This is a genomic window from Pelatocladus sp. BLCC-F211 (assembly GCF_041928655.1).
Taxonomy (GTDB): Bacteria; Cyanobacteriota; Cyanobacteriia; order Cyanobacteriales; family Nostocaceae; genus Pelatocladus.
Genome location: NZ_JBHFLM010000079.1, coordinates 1 through 16,908, shown reverse-complemented (window position 1 = coordinate 16,908; position 16,908 = coordinate 1). Strand labels below are relative to the sequence as shown.

General features: G+C 41.2%; 12 protein-coding genes, 1 tRNA gene and 1 pseudogene. 8 read left to right on the top strand and 6 right to left on the bottom strand.

Annotated elements, in window-relative coordinates; all coding sequences use genetic code 11:
• Positions 1-322: 322 nt before the first annotated feature.
• The 7 genes from ACE1AT_RS09750 to ACE1AT_RS09720 all read left to right on the top strand — a co-directional run bounded on the left by ACE1AT_RS09750 (position 323) and on the right by ACE1AT_RS09720 (position 12,442).
• Positions 323-1,165 carry an alpha/beta fold hydrolase gene (locus ACE1AT_RS09750; RefSeq protein WP_374867709.1) on the top strand — a complete coding sequence of 281 codons (843 nt, stop codon included), beginning with the start codon at positions 323-325 and terminating at the stop codon, positions 1,163-1,165.
• A 381-nt stretch (positions 1,166-1,546) separates the two neighbouring features.
• The gene (locus ACE1AT_RS09745; protein WP_374867707.1) at positions 1,547-1,855 is read left to right on the top strand and encodes a hypothetical protein; all 309 of its coding nucleotides are present in this window, start codon (positions 1,547-1,549) and stop codon (positions 1,853-1,855) included.
• A gap of 463 nt (positions 1,856-2,318) precedes the next feature.
• On the top strand, positions 2,319-4,718 hold the full coding sequence (locus tag ACE1AT_RS09740; protein ID WP_374867705.1) for a filamentous hemagglutinin N-terminal domain-containing protein: 2,400 nt from the start codon (positions 2,319-2,321) through the stop codon (positions 4,716-4,718).
• Between the two features lie 41 nt (positions 4,719-4,759).
• Positions 4,760-7,483: a CHAT domain-containing protein gene (locus ACE1AT_RS09735; protein ID WP_374867703.1), complete on the top strand. Its 2,724-nt coding sequence runs from the start codon at positions 4,760-4,762 to the stop codon at positions 7,481-7,483.
• A 298-nt stretch (positions 7,484-7,781) separates the two neighbouring features.
• Positions 7,782-9,893, top strand: coding sequence for a TIGR00300 family protein (locus ACE1AT_RS09730; protein ID WP_374867701.1), 2,112 nt, complete (start codon positions 7,782-7,784; stop codon positions 9,891-9,893).
• A 144-nt stretch (positions 9,894-10,037) separates the two neighbouring features.
• Positions 10,038-10,541, top strand: a complete 504-nt coding sequence (locus ACE1AT_RS09725) for a DUF2085 domain-containing protein (RefSeq protein WP_374867699.1) — start codon at positions 10,038-10,040, stop codon at positions 10,539-10,541.
• A gap of 554 nt (positions 10,542-11,095) precedes the next feature.
• Complete coding sequence (locus ACE1AT_RS09720) at positions 11,096-12,442, top strand: RNA-guided endonuclease InsQ/TnpB family protein (protein ID WP_374867697.1); 1,347 nt, start codon at positions 11,096-11,098, stop codon at positions 12,440-12,442.
• Positions 12,443-12,488: 46 nt separating this feature from the next.
• Here ACE1AT_RS09720 and ACE1AT_RS09715 read toward each other — a convergent pair.
• The 3 genes from ACE1AT_RS09715 to ACE1AT_RS09705 form a co-directional block, all read right to left on the bottom strand.
• Positions 12,489-12,561, bottom strand: a tRNA-Arg gene (locus tag ACE1AT_RS09715).
• 170 nt (positions 12,562-12,731) lie between these two features.
• Positions 12,732-13,784: a histidinol-phosphate transaminase gene (gene hisC, locus ACE1AT_RS09710; RefSeq protein ID WP_374867695.1), complete on the bottom strand. Its 1,053-nt coding sequence runs from the start codon at positions 13,782-13,784 to the stop codon at positions 12,732-12,734.
• Positions 13,785-13,840: 56 nt separating this feature from the next.
• Positions 13,841-14,023, bottom strand: a complete 183-nt coding sequence (locus tag ACE1AT_RS09705) for a hypothetical protein (protein ID WP_374867693.1) — start codon at positions 14,021-14,023, stop codon at positions 13,841-13,843.
• A 56-nt stretch (positions 14,024-14,079) separates the two neighbouring features.
• Between ACE1AT_RS09705 and ACE1AT_RS09700 the strand changes: the two genes are divergently transcribed.
• Complete coding sequence (locus tag ACE1AT_RS09700) at positions 14,080-14,523, top strand: hypothetical protein (protein WP_374867691.1); 444 nt, start codon at positions 14,080-14,082, stop codon at positions 14,521-14,523.
• Positions 14,524-14,726: 203 nt separating this feature from the next.
• Here the strand turns inward: ACE1AT_RS09700 and ACE1AT_RS09695 are convergent, their stop codons facing one another.
• The 3 genes and pseudogenes from ACE1AT_RS09695 to ACE1AT_RS09685 all read right to left on the bottom strand — a co-directional run bounded on the left by ACE1AT_RS09695 (position 14,727) and on the right by ACE1AT_RS09685 (position 16,779).
• Complete coding sequence (locus ACE1AT_RS09695; RefSeq protein ID WP_374867689.1) at positions 14,727-15,173, bottom strand: type II toxin-antitoxin system VapC family toxin; 447 nt, start codon at positions 15,171-15,173, stop codon at positions 14,727-14,729.
• A complete protein-coding gene (locus ACE1AT_RS09690) occupies positions 15,170-15,412 on the bottom strand; it encodes a hypothetical protein (protein WP_374867687.1) in 243 nt (80 codons plus the stop codon). Before ACE1AT_RS09690 ends, ACE1AT_RS09695 begins: the two co-directional genes overlap by 4 nt.
• Positions 15,413-15,532: 120 nt before the next feature.
• Positions 15,533-16,779: pseudogene (locus tag ACE1AT_RS09685) on the bottom strand (RNA-guided endonuclease InsQ/TnpB family protein).
• Positions 16,780-16,908: the final 129 nt, after the last annotated feature.

The window sequence follows — 16,908 nt, the reverse complement described above, 5'->3', positions numbered from 1 at the left end:
GAGGAGTTTTTCAAAAAGGACATTATGTAGGTTGGGTGGAACGGAGTGTAACCCAACATTAACCAGACTATAATGTTGGGTTTCGCTGTCGCTACACCCAACCTACAAAACTACAGTTCTCAAAGTAGACGTGGTTTAATTTTGTTGCTATAACTTCTGTAACCTAAAAATAGGGCCTTTAATATTAAACTTAAGTTTATTGTTCTATGATTGCTTAACAAAAGCGCTTCCTTGGGAGCGCTCTTTTTTTTTGGTCAAAGATTTGGCTTCAGTCCTGTACCATTGAAACCGGAAGCAATCTCTTCACAAATAATCTGCAATGATCCCTGTACGTCAAACTTTAGCAAAGCCTGATATTCAACTTTCTTATTTGGAGTGGAACCAAACTCAAAATCAGGAACCTTTATTATTACTCCATGGTTTAGCTGACCATGCTTTGGTTTGGTCTAGTTTGGGAGATTACCTAGCGCCACAGTATCACATAGTTGCACCTGATCTACGGGGTCATGGTGAGAGTAGTAAGCCAGAAAAAGACTATAGCTTTGAGAGTGCGATCGCAGATATGGAAGCATTGATGAATAAATTAGGATGGACAAGTACTCATGTTGTCGCCCACTCCTGGAGTGGTAAATTAGCTTGCATCTGGGCTAGACAAAATCCAGAACGATTGCGGAGTATGATTTTAGTCGATCCGATTTTTATCTGGCAAATGCCCAGTTTCTTGAAGATGACATTTCCCATCTTGTATCGCTTCTTGTCGTTTCTCAAAGCAATGGGGCCATTCGCTAGCTATGAAGCAGCCGAAACACAAGCCCGTCAGTTAACAGCATACAAAGGCTGGAGTCCCTTACAACAAAAAGTTTTTCAAGCAGGGATAGAACAAAAGGCTGATGGTAGTTGGGGTAGTAAATTTACAATTGCTGCGCGCGATCGCATTTTTGAGGAAGTCATGCAGATTCCTGGTTTAACAGTCCCAATTTATACTCCCGCCTTATTTGTCCAGCCAGAAAAAGGTGTTAATCGCCAAGAATGGCAACTCAAACCTTATAAAACATACCTCAAAAACTTACAACTATGCCAAGTTCCTGGTAATCATTGGCCATTTTTGACCCAACCTGAAACCTTTAACCAAACTGTAAAAGATTTTTTGCAACAACAGAGATGACAGTTGCAGAATACGGAATTTATTTTCAGCACTTATTCAATATTAGACCCTTTCGAGAGTTCAAACGTCCAGTTGCAGTCCAAAGGCGGACATCGCTCAACACAAACTTATGATCTAACGACACAAACTTATGATCTAACGACACAAACTTATGATCTAACGACACAAACTTGTGATCTAACGACACAAACTTGTGATCTAACGACACAAACTTATGATCTAACGACACGTCAATGTCAGAGGATGTTGGTAAAGTCGAGCTTAGAACAAGATCAAACAAATTAGATTATTTCTCACAACTTTTCAGGAAATCTATCGATTGATATTGGTGTTATTTCAGGGGCAAGCCCAAAAGCGTATATCTCAACCGAAAATAAAATTATGAAACGCACAATCTCATTGGTAATCGGTATCTTTATCTCATTCTTGATGATGTTTAGCTCTGTTGCAATGGCTGATGGAATAAAAGTTACAACACCAACAGCCCAATCAGAAGTAACTACATCAGAAGTAGTTGAAGTCACGCCAAAAGAAACAAATCAAGCCTCAGTATCGCAGCCAAAAGCTAGCGACTGGCTTGAGGACAAAGACAAACTAGATAAGAAGAATCCCAAAGCCTGCACCCTTATATGTAGTAATGGTCTCAAGGGGTATTCGGCACAAGGTTTGTGTGTACCTTGTTATTACTAAGATAACTTATACCAATTCTTCGTGAAGCTGCATAGAATTTTACCCCTCCCCCAACCCCTCCCCGCAAGCGGGGAGGGGTTGGGGGAGGGGTCTTTGTATGCGTCTTCATATAGAATTGGTATTAGTGAGTAAATCAAACAGAAATATATAAGTAAATCTTCAGTAGGGTGCGTTACGGCTAAAGCCGTAACGCACCACTTTATAATATACGCTTAAAAGTAGCATTGCTATGTTTGTACATAGGCACTAGTAGTCTGCCACAAAGATTTTGACAGGCTAAATGAGTTTGTAGTAAGGACTTTAGTCCTCAAGAAAGGACTAAAGTCCTTACTACAAACCTATCAAAATTACTGTGGTGGAGTAATAGCATATAAGTAGCATTTACACAATGTTTTTGCTTACTGACTATTAACAAATAATTTGTTTATGTTAAATCAAATCATTCCTAATTCATAATTTGTTTATGAAAAAGCGGAATCAGCATTTTTGCATAGCCAGTTTAGTTCCCCTATGCTTTCTGGTTAAAACCGATTTGATTCAGGCACAAGTTTCCTCAGATGGAACTTTATCAACCCAGGTTACAACTACCAATAACCGAGACTTTAATATTACCAACGGCAATAAAGTTGGCAGTAACCTTTTTCATAGCTTTAAAGAATTTTCCGTACCAACAGGTGGTTCAGCTGCTTTCGCCAATGACTTAGATGTTAAAAACATCATTAACCGCGTGACGGGAGGCTCAATCTCAAACATCGACGGACTGATTAAAACCAACGGTTCTGCCAACCTTTTTTTAATTAATCCCAATGGTATTATCTTTGGCCCCAATGCCTCATTAAATATCAACGGTTCTTTTGTTGCCAGTACAGCCCATAGTATCAACTTTGCCGATGGTACTCAATTCAGTGCCACTAATCCCCAATCAACACCATTACTAACCGTCAATCTCCCCATCGGTTTGCAATTTGGGCAAACTGCTCAACCAATCCAAATAGAAGGGTCGAATTTTCAAGTTCTCCCTAATCAAACTTTAGCAATGTTGGGTGGTGATGTATCAATCAAGGGTGGCACACTATTAGCACCCGCAGGACGAATTGATATAGGAAGTGTCGCCCCTAACAGTTTTGTCAGCTTGAATCCCGTTACTGAAGGTTGGGCTTTGGGATACAATGGCGTCCAAAACTTTCAAGATATGCAGATATCACAAGGGGCTAATATTATTACTACTAGTGAAAGTAATGGAGCTATACAGTTGCGTGGCAGAAATATTGTGATCACTAACGGGTCACAAATCGGAGGAGTTACCACAAGAGAAAAATCAGGTCAACCTCTATTGCTCCAAGCATCTGATTCTTTAGAAATAAGTGGTACCAAAGACGAAAATTCCAGCCTGTTATTTACTTTGACTTTGGGGACTGGAGCAGCAGGTGACATCAAAATTGAAACGAGGCGATTAATTGTACGTGATAGTGGAGCTGTAGAAGCATCTACTTTTGGTTCTGGCTCAGGAGGAAATTTAACTGTAAACGCCTCTGAATCTGTGGAGGTATTAGGTGGTGGATTTTTCACTGGCTTGGGTACTCGAAATTTAGGTTTCAACAACTCTGGAAATGCTGGAAGCGTTCATATTTCTACCCAGAAACTAATTCTCCGTGACGGAGGTTTCGTATCAACATCTACCATTGGTGCAGGTAGTGGAGGAACTTTAAGAGTAGATGCTTCTGAACTTGTCGAAGCTAGTGGTCAATCAATAATAAATAATAATTTCCCGAGTGGTTTGTTTGCTCGGAGCGCAAAGGCACCATCTACAGCAGCCACAGGTAATGGAGGTGACTTAATAATCAACACACAGCGTTTAGTCGTCAAAGACGGCGCTAGCATCTCAGTTGCCACTGATAATGGTAGTGAAGGTCAGGCGGGTAATTTAGATATCAATGCCTCGAAATCTGTAACAGTGAGTGGTTCAGCCATTGATGAAAATGGACAAGTTGTTCCCAGCACCCTACTAGCTAGAAGTGAAGGGCCTGGTAGTGCTGGCGACTTGAGAATTAACACCAGGAAGTTGACTGTCGATAATGGGGCAGAAATTAATGCCAACAGTTTAGGTTCAGGCAGGGGAGGCAACCTTAATATTACAGTTGATGACCTACTGCTGGACAACCAAGGCAAACTCACCGCTACAACTACAGGCGGACAAGGAAATATCAACCTGCATTCTGGAACTTTAATCTTACGTCGTGGCAGTGCCATCACCACCAACGCTACAGGAAGCAATGTCACTGGTGGCAATATCAATATTGATACAGACAATTTAGTTGCAATTCCCCAAGAAAATAGTGATATCACTGCCAATTCGAGAGACTTTCGAGGCGGTAATGTCACCATTAATGCTCAAGCTATTTTTGGTACGCAGTTCCGCCCACAACCCACAACCTTAAGTGATATCACTGCCACCGGGGCAAATTCTCAGTTAAATGGCAATGTCCAAATCAATATCCCGGATGTTGATCCGAGTTCTGGCTTAGTGGAACTACCAAATATTCCCGTCGATGCCACAAAACAAATTGCCCAAGCTTGTCCCACAGACACAGACAATAGGTTTGTCGTCACTGGACGTGGTGGTTTGCCATTTTTACCAAACGAAGTATTCCGTACTCAAAATACTGTACAGATGCCTTGGGTTCGTCTTGATCATCGGGAAATCGCAAGAGGAGGCGAGTCATTATCCAAGTCCCCCATCCCAAATCAAATAGTCGAGGCTACAGGTTGGGTAATTGATAAATCTGGGGAAGTAGTGTTAGTAGCAGCAAATACCACGCCTGTAAATCCTTGGTCAAATCCCGCAGCTTGCCCAACGCGCTAAGTACAGGTTTGCATAAAATTGTAGCTTTCCGATGAACATTGATGGATAGACGTTATCTTTACATTCGCAGGTGGTTGAAAAGATGCTTTTTTGCTTTGATAACTGCACTTTTGGTTATTTTTGAGTTTAATCTCAACTCTGGTATCCAACTTGCTGTTCCTTTCGCTCAAGCAAAGAGTAATTCTCATCAGTCAAATGCCCAATCTTTAGTTGCACAAGCTCAAAAACTCTATGAGGCTGGAAATTACACTCTAGCAATCAAGATTTTACAACAAGCAATAGAAGCTTTCCAAACCAACGGAGATCAGCTAGGGCAAGCTATGGCGTTGAGCAATCTTGCTTTAGTCGTGAAGCAACTCGGACAGATACAAAATTCGTATAATTATATACTAAAAAGCTTAGACATCCTTAAAACTAATAAGAATTCACAACTCCTAGCCCAAACCTTAGAAATTCAGGGAAATCTGCTATTGGAATTAGGTAAAACCCAAGAAGCTTTAGATAGTTGGCAACCAGCAGCTAAAATTTACACGCAATTGGGTGATGAAGTTGGTAAAATTCGTAGCTTAATTAATCTTGCTCAAGCTGAACAAACTTTGGGACTTTACCGTCAAGCACGCACAAATTTACAGGAACTGGTTAAATCTGTGCAGAAACAACCAGATTCTGTAATGAAAATAACTCTCCTCCGCAGCCTTGGTGATGTTCTGCAATTAGTTGGTGAGTTAGATAAATCTAAAGAATCTTTGCAGCAAAGTCGTGATTTGGCTCAAAAATTGCGATCGCCTGATCAATTAGCAGAAACATTGATCAGCTTAGGTAACATTCAACATGGTTTCGGTAATAGGGCTAGCAATCAACAAAATGCTATTAATGAAGAACGACCCACACCTTTACGCTACGTCACCTCTGATCCTAATTATCCAATTTCTAACCAGGCTTCTAAATATTATCAACAAGCTGTCCAACTTTATGAGCAGGCGGCTAGTGTATCTAATTCACCTGTCGTGCAAGTTCAAGCAAAACTCAACCAATTAAGTGTATTACTAGAAATGCACAATTGGTCACAAGCACGGCAATTATATACTGATATCCAGCCTCGATTAAACCAAATTCCAATTAACCAAACAGCAATTTTTGCTCGGATTAACTTCACTCAGAGTTTAGTACATTTAAAACAAGCCACCAACGTAGATATACCTGGATGGCAAGAAATTGCTCAAGATTTAGCAACAGCAATTAAACAAGCTAGAAGTATTGGTGATCAACGTTCAGAAGCTTACGCTTTGGGTGTTTTGGGGGGAGTTTACCTAGAAACAAAAGATTTTGACAATGCTCAAAAGCTGACTGAGGAGGGATTAAAAATAGCTCGAAGTATGCAAATGGGGGATATTGCTTATTTGTGGCAATGGCAACTAGGATACATATTTAAAATGAGAGGTAAGATTCCAAGTGCGATCGCATCCTACAAGGAAGCATATGATACCCTCATATCTCTTCGCAGGGATTTAGTTGCCCTTAACCCAGATGTGCAGTTTTCCTTTCGGGATAATGTCGAACCTGTCTATCGCCAATTTGTAGATTTACTTTTGCAACCCCAAGATCAGAGTGGGGAAGTTAATCAAGCAAATTTACAACAAGCACGTACTGTAATCGAAGCTTTACAGTTCACAGAACTAGAAAACTTTTTTCGACAAGCGTGTTTGCAAGCTTCAACCGAAAATATTGATGAGGTAGTTGATAAAACTGATTCTCAAACCGCAGTCATTTATCCAATAATTTTAAAAGACCGTCTCGAAATCATTCTCAAGTTGCCAAATCAGAGTGAACTTGAACACTACACAATTAATCAACAAGCGAATGAAGTTGAAAAAAAACTAGAGGAACTACAGCGATCGCTCGCAGAACCCGACCGCATTAATCAAGTCAAACAGTTTTCAGGGTTAGTATATGACTGGTTGATTAAACCACGAGAAAATAAATTGATAGAAATGAATATCAAAACATTGGTATTCGTTTTAGATGGTTCTTTGCGAAATATCCCAATGGCTGTTCTTTATGATCAGCAAAATAAAAAATTTTTAATCCAAAAATATGCTGTTGCTCTGGCTCCCGGTTTACAGCTAGTTGATCCCAAGCCTTTACAAAGAAGAAAATTTTATGCTTTAACTGCTGGAGTGAGTCAAAAACGTAAAATTGAAGGTCGATCCTTTTCCTCTCTCAAAAATGTGAAATACGAATTGGATAAAATTCAGTCAGCAATACCTAAACATAAACGACTTCTCAATCAGAATTTTACTGAAGATAATGTGCGTTATCAGATCAAAGAAGCATCATATAATGTTGTTCACATCGCAACTCACGGTGAGTTTAGTTCTAGTGCCGAGAAAACTTTTATTCTGACTTGGGATCAGCTTTTAAAAGTCAAGGATTTTGACCAATTATTGCGCTTAGGTAACTCCAGTAAATCTCGTGCTATTGAATTACTTGTACTAAGTGCTTGTCAAACTGCTTTGGGAGACAAGCGAGCCACTTTGGGACTTGCTGGGATCGCAGTCCGAGCAGGCGCGCGCAGTACGTTAGCAACTTTGTGGTCTGTTGATGATGGGTCTACAGCTAAACTCATGATTAAATTTTATAAAGAGTTAGAAGACCCTAAACTTACCAAAGCTGAAGCTCTCCAGCGCGCTCAATTGGATTTGTTAGATCAATATCAGATTCCCTACTTATGGGCGCCCTACGTTTTGGTGGGGAATTGGTTGTAGGAACGGGGAAGGGGGAGCGGGGACACGGGGACAAGGAGGACAACTTCTCAGTTATCAGTTAACAGTTAACAGTTACCAGTTTAATTTGATCACTGATAACTGATAACTGATTCATCCCCGATCCCCGATCCTCAAAAATTCATCTTGTGTGTCTACGGGTATATAGAATAGAAAGAAGCTTTTTGATATTGTTCAACTATCAAAAGGTATAAAATTAGTATCAATTTTTGCAGAATTGGTTCAGCAATAATTAGTATTCAAGAGAGACCACCGCATCTATACGCTTGTGACATTTTTTATGACTTCCCAGATTCGCTATTTGATGTGTCCGCCTGACCACTACGATGTGGACTATGTAATTAATCCCTGGATGGAGGGGAATATTCATAAGTCATCGCGCGATCGCGCCGTGCAGCAGTGGCATCAACTTTATCACATCCTGAAAGAACATGCGATTGTAGATTTAGTGCCACCCCAGCAGGGCTGGCCGGATATGGTGTTCACGGCTAATGCTGGTCTGGTGTTGGGAGAGACAGTTGTTTTAAGTCGCTTTTTGCATAAAGAGCGTCAAGGAGAAGAACCGTATTTTAAGCAATGGTTTGAGGAAAACGGCTACAAAGTCTATGAATTACCCAAAGATTTGCCGTTTGAGGGAGCTGGTGACGCACTCTTAGATCGGGAAGGACGCTGGCTATGGGCGGGATACGGCTTCCGTTCAGAGTTAGATTCTCATCCCTATCTGGCAAAATGGCTGGATATTGAAGTGTTATCCCTGCGGTTGATAGACGATCGCTTCTATCACTTGGATACTTGTTTTTGTCCGTTAACAGATGGTTATTTGCTTTACTATCCGGCGGCTTTTGATTCCTACTCCAATCGTGTCATTGAAATGCGAGTAGCGCCAGAAAAGCGGATCGCGATCGCTGAGGCTGATGCGGTAAACTTCGCCTGTAATGCGGTGAATGTGGATCGCATCCTGATTATGAACAAAGCAAGCGATCCCCTGAAAGAACGTCTGATGAATGTGGGTTTCCAAATTATTGAAACGCCACTCACAGAATTTCTCAAAGCTGGGGGTGCAGCCAAATGTTTGACTCTGCGAGCCACAGAACCAGTCAGAGAAGAAGTTCATGCTAATGTGTCGGTAGAAAGCCGCATCCTTCGCATGGAAGGACACTTGCTTGATGCTGGCTTGATTAACCGCGCTTTGGATTTGATTGTAGATAACGGTGGTAGCTTCCAGGTTCTCAACTTTAACTTGGGAGAACAACGACAAAGTACCTCAGCCGCAGAGGTGAAGGTATCGGCTCCCTCTCATGAGGTGATGGAAGAAATCATCTCTCAACTCATTGATTTGGGTGCGGTTGACTTGCCGCAAGATGAGCGAGATGTCAAGCTAGAACCAGTGATTATGTCTGGTGTCGCTCCCGATGATTTCTATGTCAGCACGATTTATCCCACCGAGATCCGGATTAATGGTGAGTGGGTGACGGTACACAATCAACGCATGGACGGAGCGATCGCCATTTCCCAAACTCCCCAAGGTTTGATAGCGCGGTGTAAAATATTACGTGACTTGGAAGTTGGCGAACAAGTAGTTGTGGATGTCCAAGGTATCCGCACCATTCGCAAAACCGAATCACGGGAAAAACGCAATGCTGAAGAATTTAGCTTTATGTCCGCAGGGGTTTCTAGCGAACGCCGCGTAGAATTAGTCGTTGAGCAGGTGGCTTGGGAATTACGTAAAATTCGCGATGCTGGCGGTAAAGTTGTTGTCACTGCTGGACCAGTAGTAATTCACACTGGTGGTGGTGAACATTTATCACGACTGATTCGCGAAGGATACGTACAAGCGCTGTTGGGAGGAAATGCGATCGCAGTTCACGACATCGAACAATCGATCATGGGTACTTCCCTCGGTGTCGATATGAAGCGGGGTGTAGCAGTACGCGGCGGACACCGTCACCACTTGAAGATCATCAACACCATCCGGCGTTACGGTAGTATTGCCAAAGCTGTAGAAGCTGGGGTAATTAAAAATGGTGTCATGTATGAATGTGTAAAAAATAACGTACCTTTCTGTCTAGCTGGTTCAATTCGGGATGATGGCCCCTTACCTGATACCCAGATGGATTTAATTAAGGCACAAGAAAAATACGCCGAACTACTCAAAGGTGCAGAGATGATTTTGATGTTGTCATCAATGCTACATTCTATTGGTGTAGGTAATATGACGCCTGCGGGTGTGAAGATGGTTTGTGTAGATATCAACCCAGCAGTTGTAACCAAGTTAAGTGACAGGGGTTCGATTGAATCACTGGGTGTAGTAACAGATGTGGGATTATTCCTGAGTTTATTGACCCAGCAGTTGGATAAGTTGACAAGTCCGTATACTGCGAAAATGGGGTAGGAAAAAACTGACAAGTGTAGATTTTTAAATAAGGTGGGCATGACCCACCTTTATTTTTTGGGGTTTGTTAAGTTTTATGATAGTAACAAACTAAATAGACGCCCTCGCGGGTTCAAGGTAGAGTAGGACACAAAGGGAAAACAGATGCAAGGAGTTGCTTTTGCTAGAAGGTTAAGAGTTAATTGGGTAAGTTTTGTTGCTGATTTTCTGTTAGCAGGAATGGTGGTAGGGCCGCTTATTGCTCCTTTTTTGTCCGCTTCTGGGTTGTTTATTTTACCTGGAATTGCGGAAATTATTTATTTCATGGGTCGTCATGTCTGTCCCCAACCAGAGATGGGAGTGAGTTTGGCGTCACCGTTTCTCATGGCTGTATGTATGCGTTGTTACGGAACAGTTACTGGTTTGCTGTTGACTCGGTTGTTATGTGGGGTAACTGGTGGTAGAGGTTTTTACTGGCTGCATCAATATGGTTGGGGTGGTGCAGCACTTACAAGTGTGTTGATGATGGCTTATCCGTTGGAGTTAGCCGCAGAGGTGTTAGGGTGGTGGAGTTTTAATAATTATGTTGTAACTTTCTTTGGGTTGGTGACGGGTTTGGCGTGGGGATTGTTTACTATGCCGCTATTACATTTAAAAGGTAGCAGGTAATAGGGAACGGGGAAAGGGGAACGGGGAACGAAACTGTAACTAAATAATTAGTCTAGTTATGGGTAGCTTTGGGTAAGTTTTATTTAACGGAATACGCAGTCTTGCTATCAATACACCGAATTATCCGCGCCGGGGTAGCCCCTAAATTCTATTTATGGGGGCTAGGCGCGGGCGACTTTAGTCGCCGTCCCCATTCCTCAACTAATTCGCTGGCGCTAATCCCTCGGTTTGCAGCTTCATTTTTTATGTTATCCCAAGCTGTTGGAGTTAAAAAAACAGTCCTTTTGCCCTTTATTTCATCATGGTAAACTGGTTGATTTTTAATTCTTTTTATTCCTTTTTTATTTGTCATTGTTAGAACAAACTGCTATACTAGATACAGTTTAACATTTATCGAGAGGTGATTTACCCTGGCAGCAAAAACATCAAGCTTTGTTACAGAAATACCAATAATAACGACATCCAAGGATAGTCGAGTTCTTGCTGCCAGATTAGAAGCTCTAAGGCAGCTATATAACGCCATATTGTCTGAAGGTAAGTGCAGACTTGAGTTAATGCGTAATTCAGAACTTTACCAACAGGCTAAGGCTATTAACAAAGCAAATAAAAAAGAACGGTCTACAGCTTTCCAATCATGCAGAGAGGCTTATCGTTTTAGCGACTACGATTTGCAAAGTTTCGCTAATAAAACAGCTATTGCAAGTGTTTGGATTAAATCACATCTTGACGCTAATACCATTCAAAAAATAGCTACTAGAGCTTTCAAGGCTTTAGAGAGGATGATGTTTGGTAAAGCTAAAAAAGTAAGATTTAAACAAAAAGGTCAGTTTGCGTCATTGGAGGGTAAAACCAATAAGCAAGGCATCAGATGGACTGGTAACGGTGTTGAATGGTCAAAGTTAAAACTACCAGGCATTATCACTAATGACCCAGTAATTTTGCATGGTTTAAACTCAAAGATTAAATATGTGCGTTTAGTGCGTCGTATTCTTAATCAAAAAACCTATTGGTTCGCTCAATTGGTCTGCGAGGGAGAACCTTATCAAAAGCCTAAAAATATTATCAGTGATGGCACTGTTGGTATTGATTTGGGCGTTTCCACCGTCGCAATTGTTGGGGACGAAAAAACTATCTGGACTCCTTTTGCTGTTGAATTAAATTCTAAGCAGAAAGAGATTAGAAAGTTACAGCGCAAAATGAATAGGCAACGTCGTGCCAATAATCCAAATAATTTTAACAGTAACGGTACTGTTAAGAAAGGTTCAAAACGTTGGCATAAATCCAATCGTTACAAAAAAACTGCTGCCAAAAAACGCGAGATAGAACGTAAACAAGCATCTCAATGTAAATCGTCTCACGGTAAGCTGGTTAACCAAACCTTAAAACTCGGCAAACATATCAAAACCGAGAAAGTATCTGTCAAAGCGTGGCAGAAAAATTGGGGTAAGTCTATCGGCTTTAAATCCCCCTCAAGTTTTCAATCCGAACTCAAGCGCAAAGCTGAAAACGCTGGTGGTTGTGTTCTAATGTTTTCGACTCGTAAAACTGCACTGTCTCAAACCTGTTTGTGTGGTAATAAGCAGAAAAAGTCATTATCGCAACGTGTTCATCATTGCTCAGTCTGTGGGCTAAAGATGCAACGAGATATTTTATCTGCTTATCTGAGTCGTCACGTCGATCCAAAAACAGAAACTTTGTCAATCCAGTCAGCCAGACATGGTTGGCTAGGGATGGAGAAATCCCTGCTGCACGGTTGGCGAAATGGGTCAAATCAATTTCCGAGAACCGAGGCTAGTCCAAAGTCTCCTACCGTTGGTGGGACAGAGGAAATGTGCAGTAATCTAATAGCGCGTGAGGAGTCGGAACCTTTTCGGGTAAACGAAACTCGCTCCGTGAGTTAGAACCCCCTGCCTTTAGGCATGGGGTATCTCAGCAAAAAATTAAAAACGAGCGTGGAGGGATTCGAACCCCCGACCTACAGAACCGGAATCTGACGCTCTATCCACTGAGCTACACGCCCTTGTACTGCTTAATGACGCACATACAATAGACAAATATTAGCATAAAAAAGCTATATTTATAGTTTTTTTATTTATTCGGTCTTAAGAGGGAACGGGGAACGGGGAACAGGAAGACAATGTGTGTAATTAATTCGGCTTTAGCACTTAAGTGCTGACTACGAACTAAGTTTTACTTGAGCAAGCTAACTAAAGCTTCAATTAATGTTTGATTCTGTTCATCTGTACCGACTGAAATCCGCAGTTTATTGTCTAATCCTGGTTGCTTGAAGTAGCGTACTAAAATACCTCGTTCCTTCAATCCTAAGTAAAGTTGTTCTGCATTGTCTTCGAGAGGTGTAGCAAGGACAAAATTTGCTTGTGAATCAAGAACTGTGAAACCCAAGTTCTTCAATTCAACAGTCAGCTTTGCTCGTGATATTTTGACTTTCTCGGCACAATCATTTTTATAAGCTTGATCACGCATTGCTGCTGCACCAATCAGAGTCGCGATCGCATCGATGTTATAACTATCTTTGACTTTAAACAACCCTGTCAGTAAATTAGGATTGGCAATTCCAAAACCCATCCGTAAACCTGCCAGAGAGTAGCCTTTAGATAAAGTACGCAACACAATCACATTCTCAAATTCCTGCACTAATGGCAAAGCAGAATATTCAGCGAAATCAACATAGGCTTCATCGATCGCCACTACTCCTGAAACCTTATGTGCTAAAGTACGTAAATCATCCAACGGTACAGAATGACCAGAAGGACTGTTGGGAGAAGCAATAAACGTAATTGCGCCATTCGCAGCAACCAGATCATCAATCGGCAGTGTAAAATCTTGGGGATAGGGAATTTCCACAACTTCCGCAGGTTGCATGGCTGCTAGGGTACGATATAAAACGTAAGTCGGCATTGGGTAAACAACTTTGCGATCGCGCCCTTCTGCACAAGCACGCATCAGCACATTCAACACATCATCACTACCGTTACCAACAATAATCCAATCGGCGGGTACACCCAAAGCTTCACTCACAGCTGCACAAAATTCACGCGCAAAGGGATCAGGATAACGTCTTAACCACTCGCCATCTAAAGTTCTGAGGATATTAAGTGCATTTGGTGATGGCGGGTAAGGATTTTCATTGGTATTAAGCTTAATAATTTTAGTTCCCGGTTTTGGTTGCTCTCCGGGAACGTAACCAGTCATCGCATCAATCGCAGGACGGAAGTAACTCATAAGACCTCGCGGTATGTGGGAAACTCAGTCACTTCAGTGCTGAGAGGGAAGCGACTTTAGTCGCCTTCAATATTCGCCTCAACAATAAGCTTATCAACAAATTCTCTTAACCGTTCTTGCCAATTAGGGACGGATTTTAATTTGTCTTTAACTTCTGGTAAAACTTTAAAACAAACAGGGTCTTTATCAAAAGGTTGATTGCTTGTAAAACCTAATTTGTGTTTTTTCTTGAATGGCATTTATATTTAGTGTATGTATTGATATACTAATATACAACACATTGTAAATCGAAACAATGTCTCAAGCTAAAAAGTTAATGGGAGTTCAGCAAATATTGCTATCTCCAAATGAAGAAACAAAGGCGTTATTAGAGTATCTCTGTCAACAAGCGGGCAAGCTATACAACAATGGTGTGTACTTTGCTCGTCAGATGTTTTTTAAAACAGGGAAGTTGCTGAGTGGAAAGTTTGATTTAGCTTTTGAACCATCAATTTCAAAAACCTTGATTGCTCAATCGTTACCATCAACGCCTATGCAGCAAACATTAATGTCAGTGACAGAAGCTTTTAAATCTTTTAAAGAACTTAGAGGACTATATATTAAAGGTCAGTTACATTTCAAACCTAAGCCACCGGATTATCTTAAAGGGTCTAAGTTGTTTAAAGTTGCTTACCCTAATTCAGGAGGACAAAGACCAATTTTTATTGATGGTCAGCTTAGACTTAGGCTTACTGAGTAGACGGTCTTTGACAACCGTAGCGAGAGTTAGACTTTGGGTGCTACCTAAGTGTACTCTGTCCGCAGAATCTCAGTGTATGCGCGACCTGAGAGTGTCAAAGACAACACTGTTACAGACTAGCAAAGATGAAAATGGATGCATGGAACTTGCTTCAGATGGTTTACTGTAAAACACAGCAAGTTATGAGTTTCATTGCCAAAACTCTAGCTATTTATGCTCTTGGGATGAACGATAGTAATTCCTTTAACTTCTACAAAGTCTTTTGGGTTTAAAGTCAGAATATGACTGATGTTATGGGCAAGCACTACTGCTTGTATGCGTAAATCGTGAGTGCGCTTCCCTGAAATCCTATGAGTTGTAGCGAGGTTCAACCAAATGCGAAATATATCTGGTGTTTCTTCCAGCCACTCAAACTGATTTATAAGCATTTGTACTGCTCGTTCGGTTTGTTCTGATGTCCATCCCAATCCATTTACAGCAACGGGACGGGTGGCTACAACCCAAAATTCAATTAAAACTTGAGATGTAATAAAACATTGACCACCCTGTAGCAAGATTTGAAAAATAGCATTATTAATAATTCCGTACTCAAAGGAGTGAGTATCAGCAAACCTAAGAATAATATTTGTATCTAGCAAATAGCTTGTCATACACCGCGATCGCCATAAATATTCTCACGCAGGCTTGCTTCGGTGGGCAAACTTACACTACTTTTGGGAAATTGAGCTACCCATCGACGAAATTGCTCGGCTTTTTCTGTTGGTGTCAAATTTTTGTTAGTCGCTGTCTCTACCTGTCTGGCGTAGAGTCTGGATTGAAAAAGTTTTTGGTCTTCGAGAGAGAGGTTTAGTACCACTTCTACGAGGGAGTTAACAAGTTGTACATTCATGATTGTGTGTGTGATAGACTCTTGGTCACGCTACGCGATCGCGGTAGCCACTCCTACAGAGTATCGCTTTATTATAATATTCCACTCCATTATTTTCTTAGCAACGCGAACCTTGGCGGCTCAACTCAACCACGTTTGACACTCCCCGGTCTTTAGACCGGGGGATTCTTGGTTCACTGACTCGCCGTTAGACGACAGATTTGCACCAATCGCCCTTTGATGTGCAAATCTCCCCAAGCGTAAGTTCCGGTATGCCCTACCGTACTGAGTCCTAGTCTCAAAATATTGATTGCTGCATTGACATCTCTGTCTTCTGTATACCCACAATGAGGACAAGCATGAGTCCTAGTAGACAGAGATTTTTTCACTTTCTTTCCACAATTAGAGCAGTTTTGGCTTGTATTGTGGGGAGGAACAGCAACCGTCACCTTCCCATATTTATGCCCAAAATATTCTAACCATGACCGGAAGGTTGACCAACCAACATCAGATATTGACTTAGCTAGATGACGATTACGTACCAAGCCTTTCACATTTAAATCTTCATAGGCTACCAAATCGTTAGATTGGATGACGGAGTACGCAACACGTTTGCAGTACTCTTTTCGTTGCCTACTTACTCTTAAATGCTTCCGAGCATATCGTATCTTCGCTTTGCGGTAATTGGTAGATTGTGGTTTTGCGCCACGCTTAAACTTCTTAGATTTTTTGCGATTAGCTCGATTAAGTTGCTTTTCAGACTTGCGGTAAAACTGGGGTGATGGCTCCACATTGCCTTTATTATCAGCAATGAAGTATTTCAACCCCAGGTCAATACCAACTATTTGGTTAGTTGGTTGTGTTTCGATTTTGACATTAACGTCAATTGCAAATTGAGCGTAATATCCATCAGCACGACGCACCAACCGGACACGTTTAATTTGCTTGATGTCGTAGTAATTCAAGTCATAGGTTCCCTTTAATTTCAGAGTTCCTATTCCTTTTTTGTCTGTGAAAGTTATAGATTTTCGAGTATCCGAAAGCTTCCATCCTGACGTCTTATATTCAACAGAACGGCAGTTTTTCTTAAACCTTGGAAACCCTTTCTTACCTTTAACTTTCTTTTTGCAATTATCGTAAAACCGAGATATCGCGCTCCAAGCACGTTCAGCAGCAGATTGCCTAGCCATTGAATTAAGTTCATCAGCAAAAGAAAATTCACTAGCTAATACTGCACAATATTTATTAAGGTCGTATTTACCAATCTTTTCGTTATCCATCCAATATCTAATAGCTTTGTTTTGGATGAATTGACTAGTACGAATAGCGTCATCTATTGCACGGTATTGCAAGTCTAGTCCTTTGACTTTGAACTCGTAAATTATCATCGGTTTCGACCTAACCAACTACTCTTTTATGTTAACACATCGTGCATAATATCTGTGTGAAGATACTGAAAACTTTGTGTCGTGGAAGGATAAATCCTTCACTGGTGGCTTTCATCCCGTGGCTCAAGC

Excerpts from the sequence above, each read along its gene's own strand:
- ACE1AT_RS09740 (WP_374867705.1), top strand. The coding sequence starts at position 2,319 with ATGAAAAAGCGGAATCAGCATTTTTGCATAGCCAGTTTAGTTCCCCTA.
- ACE1AT_RS09745 (WP_374867707.1), top strand. The coding sequence starts at position 1,547 with ATGAAACGCACAATCTCATTGGTAATCGGTATCTTTATCTCATTCTTG.
- hisC (WP_374867695.1), bottom strand. The coding sequence starts at position 13,784 with ATGAGTTACTTCCGTCCTGCGATTGATGCGATGACTGGTTACGTTCCC.
- ACE1AT_RS09735 (WP_374867703.1), top strand. The coding sequence starts at position 4,760 with ATGGATAGACGTTATCTTTACATTCGCAGGTGGTTGAAAAGATGCTTT.
- ACE1AT_RS09705 (WP_374867693.1), bottom strand. The coding sequence starts at position 14,023 with ATGCCATTCAAGAAAAAACACAAATTAGGTTTTACAAGCAATCAACCT.
- ACE1AT_RS09690 (WP_374867687.1), bottom strand. The coding sequence starts at position 15,412 with ATGAATGTACAACTTGTTAACTCCCTCGTAGAAGTGGTACTAAACCTC.
- ACE1AT_RS09695 (WP_374867689.1), bottom strand. The coding sequence starts at position 15,173 with ATGACAAGCTATTTGCTAGATACAAATATTATTCTTAGGTTTGCTGAT.
- ACE1AT_RS09720 (WP_374867697.1), top strand. The coding sequence starts at position 11,096 with ATGCGTAATTCAGAACTTTACCAACAGGCTAAGGCTATTAACAAAGCA.
- ACE1AT_RS09730 (WP_374867701.1), top strand. The coding sequence starts at position 7,782 with ATGACTTCCCAGATTCGCTATTTGATGTGTCCGCCTGACCACTACGAT.
- ACE1AT_RS09725 (WP_374867699.1), top strand. The coding sequence starts at position 10,038 with ATGCAAGGAGTTGCTTTTGCTAGAAGGTTAAGAGTTAATTGGGTAAGT.
- ACE1AT_RS09700 (WP_374867691.1), top strand. The coding sequence starts at position 14,080 with ATGTCTCAAGCTAAAAAGTTAATGGGAGTTCAGCAAATATTGCTATCT.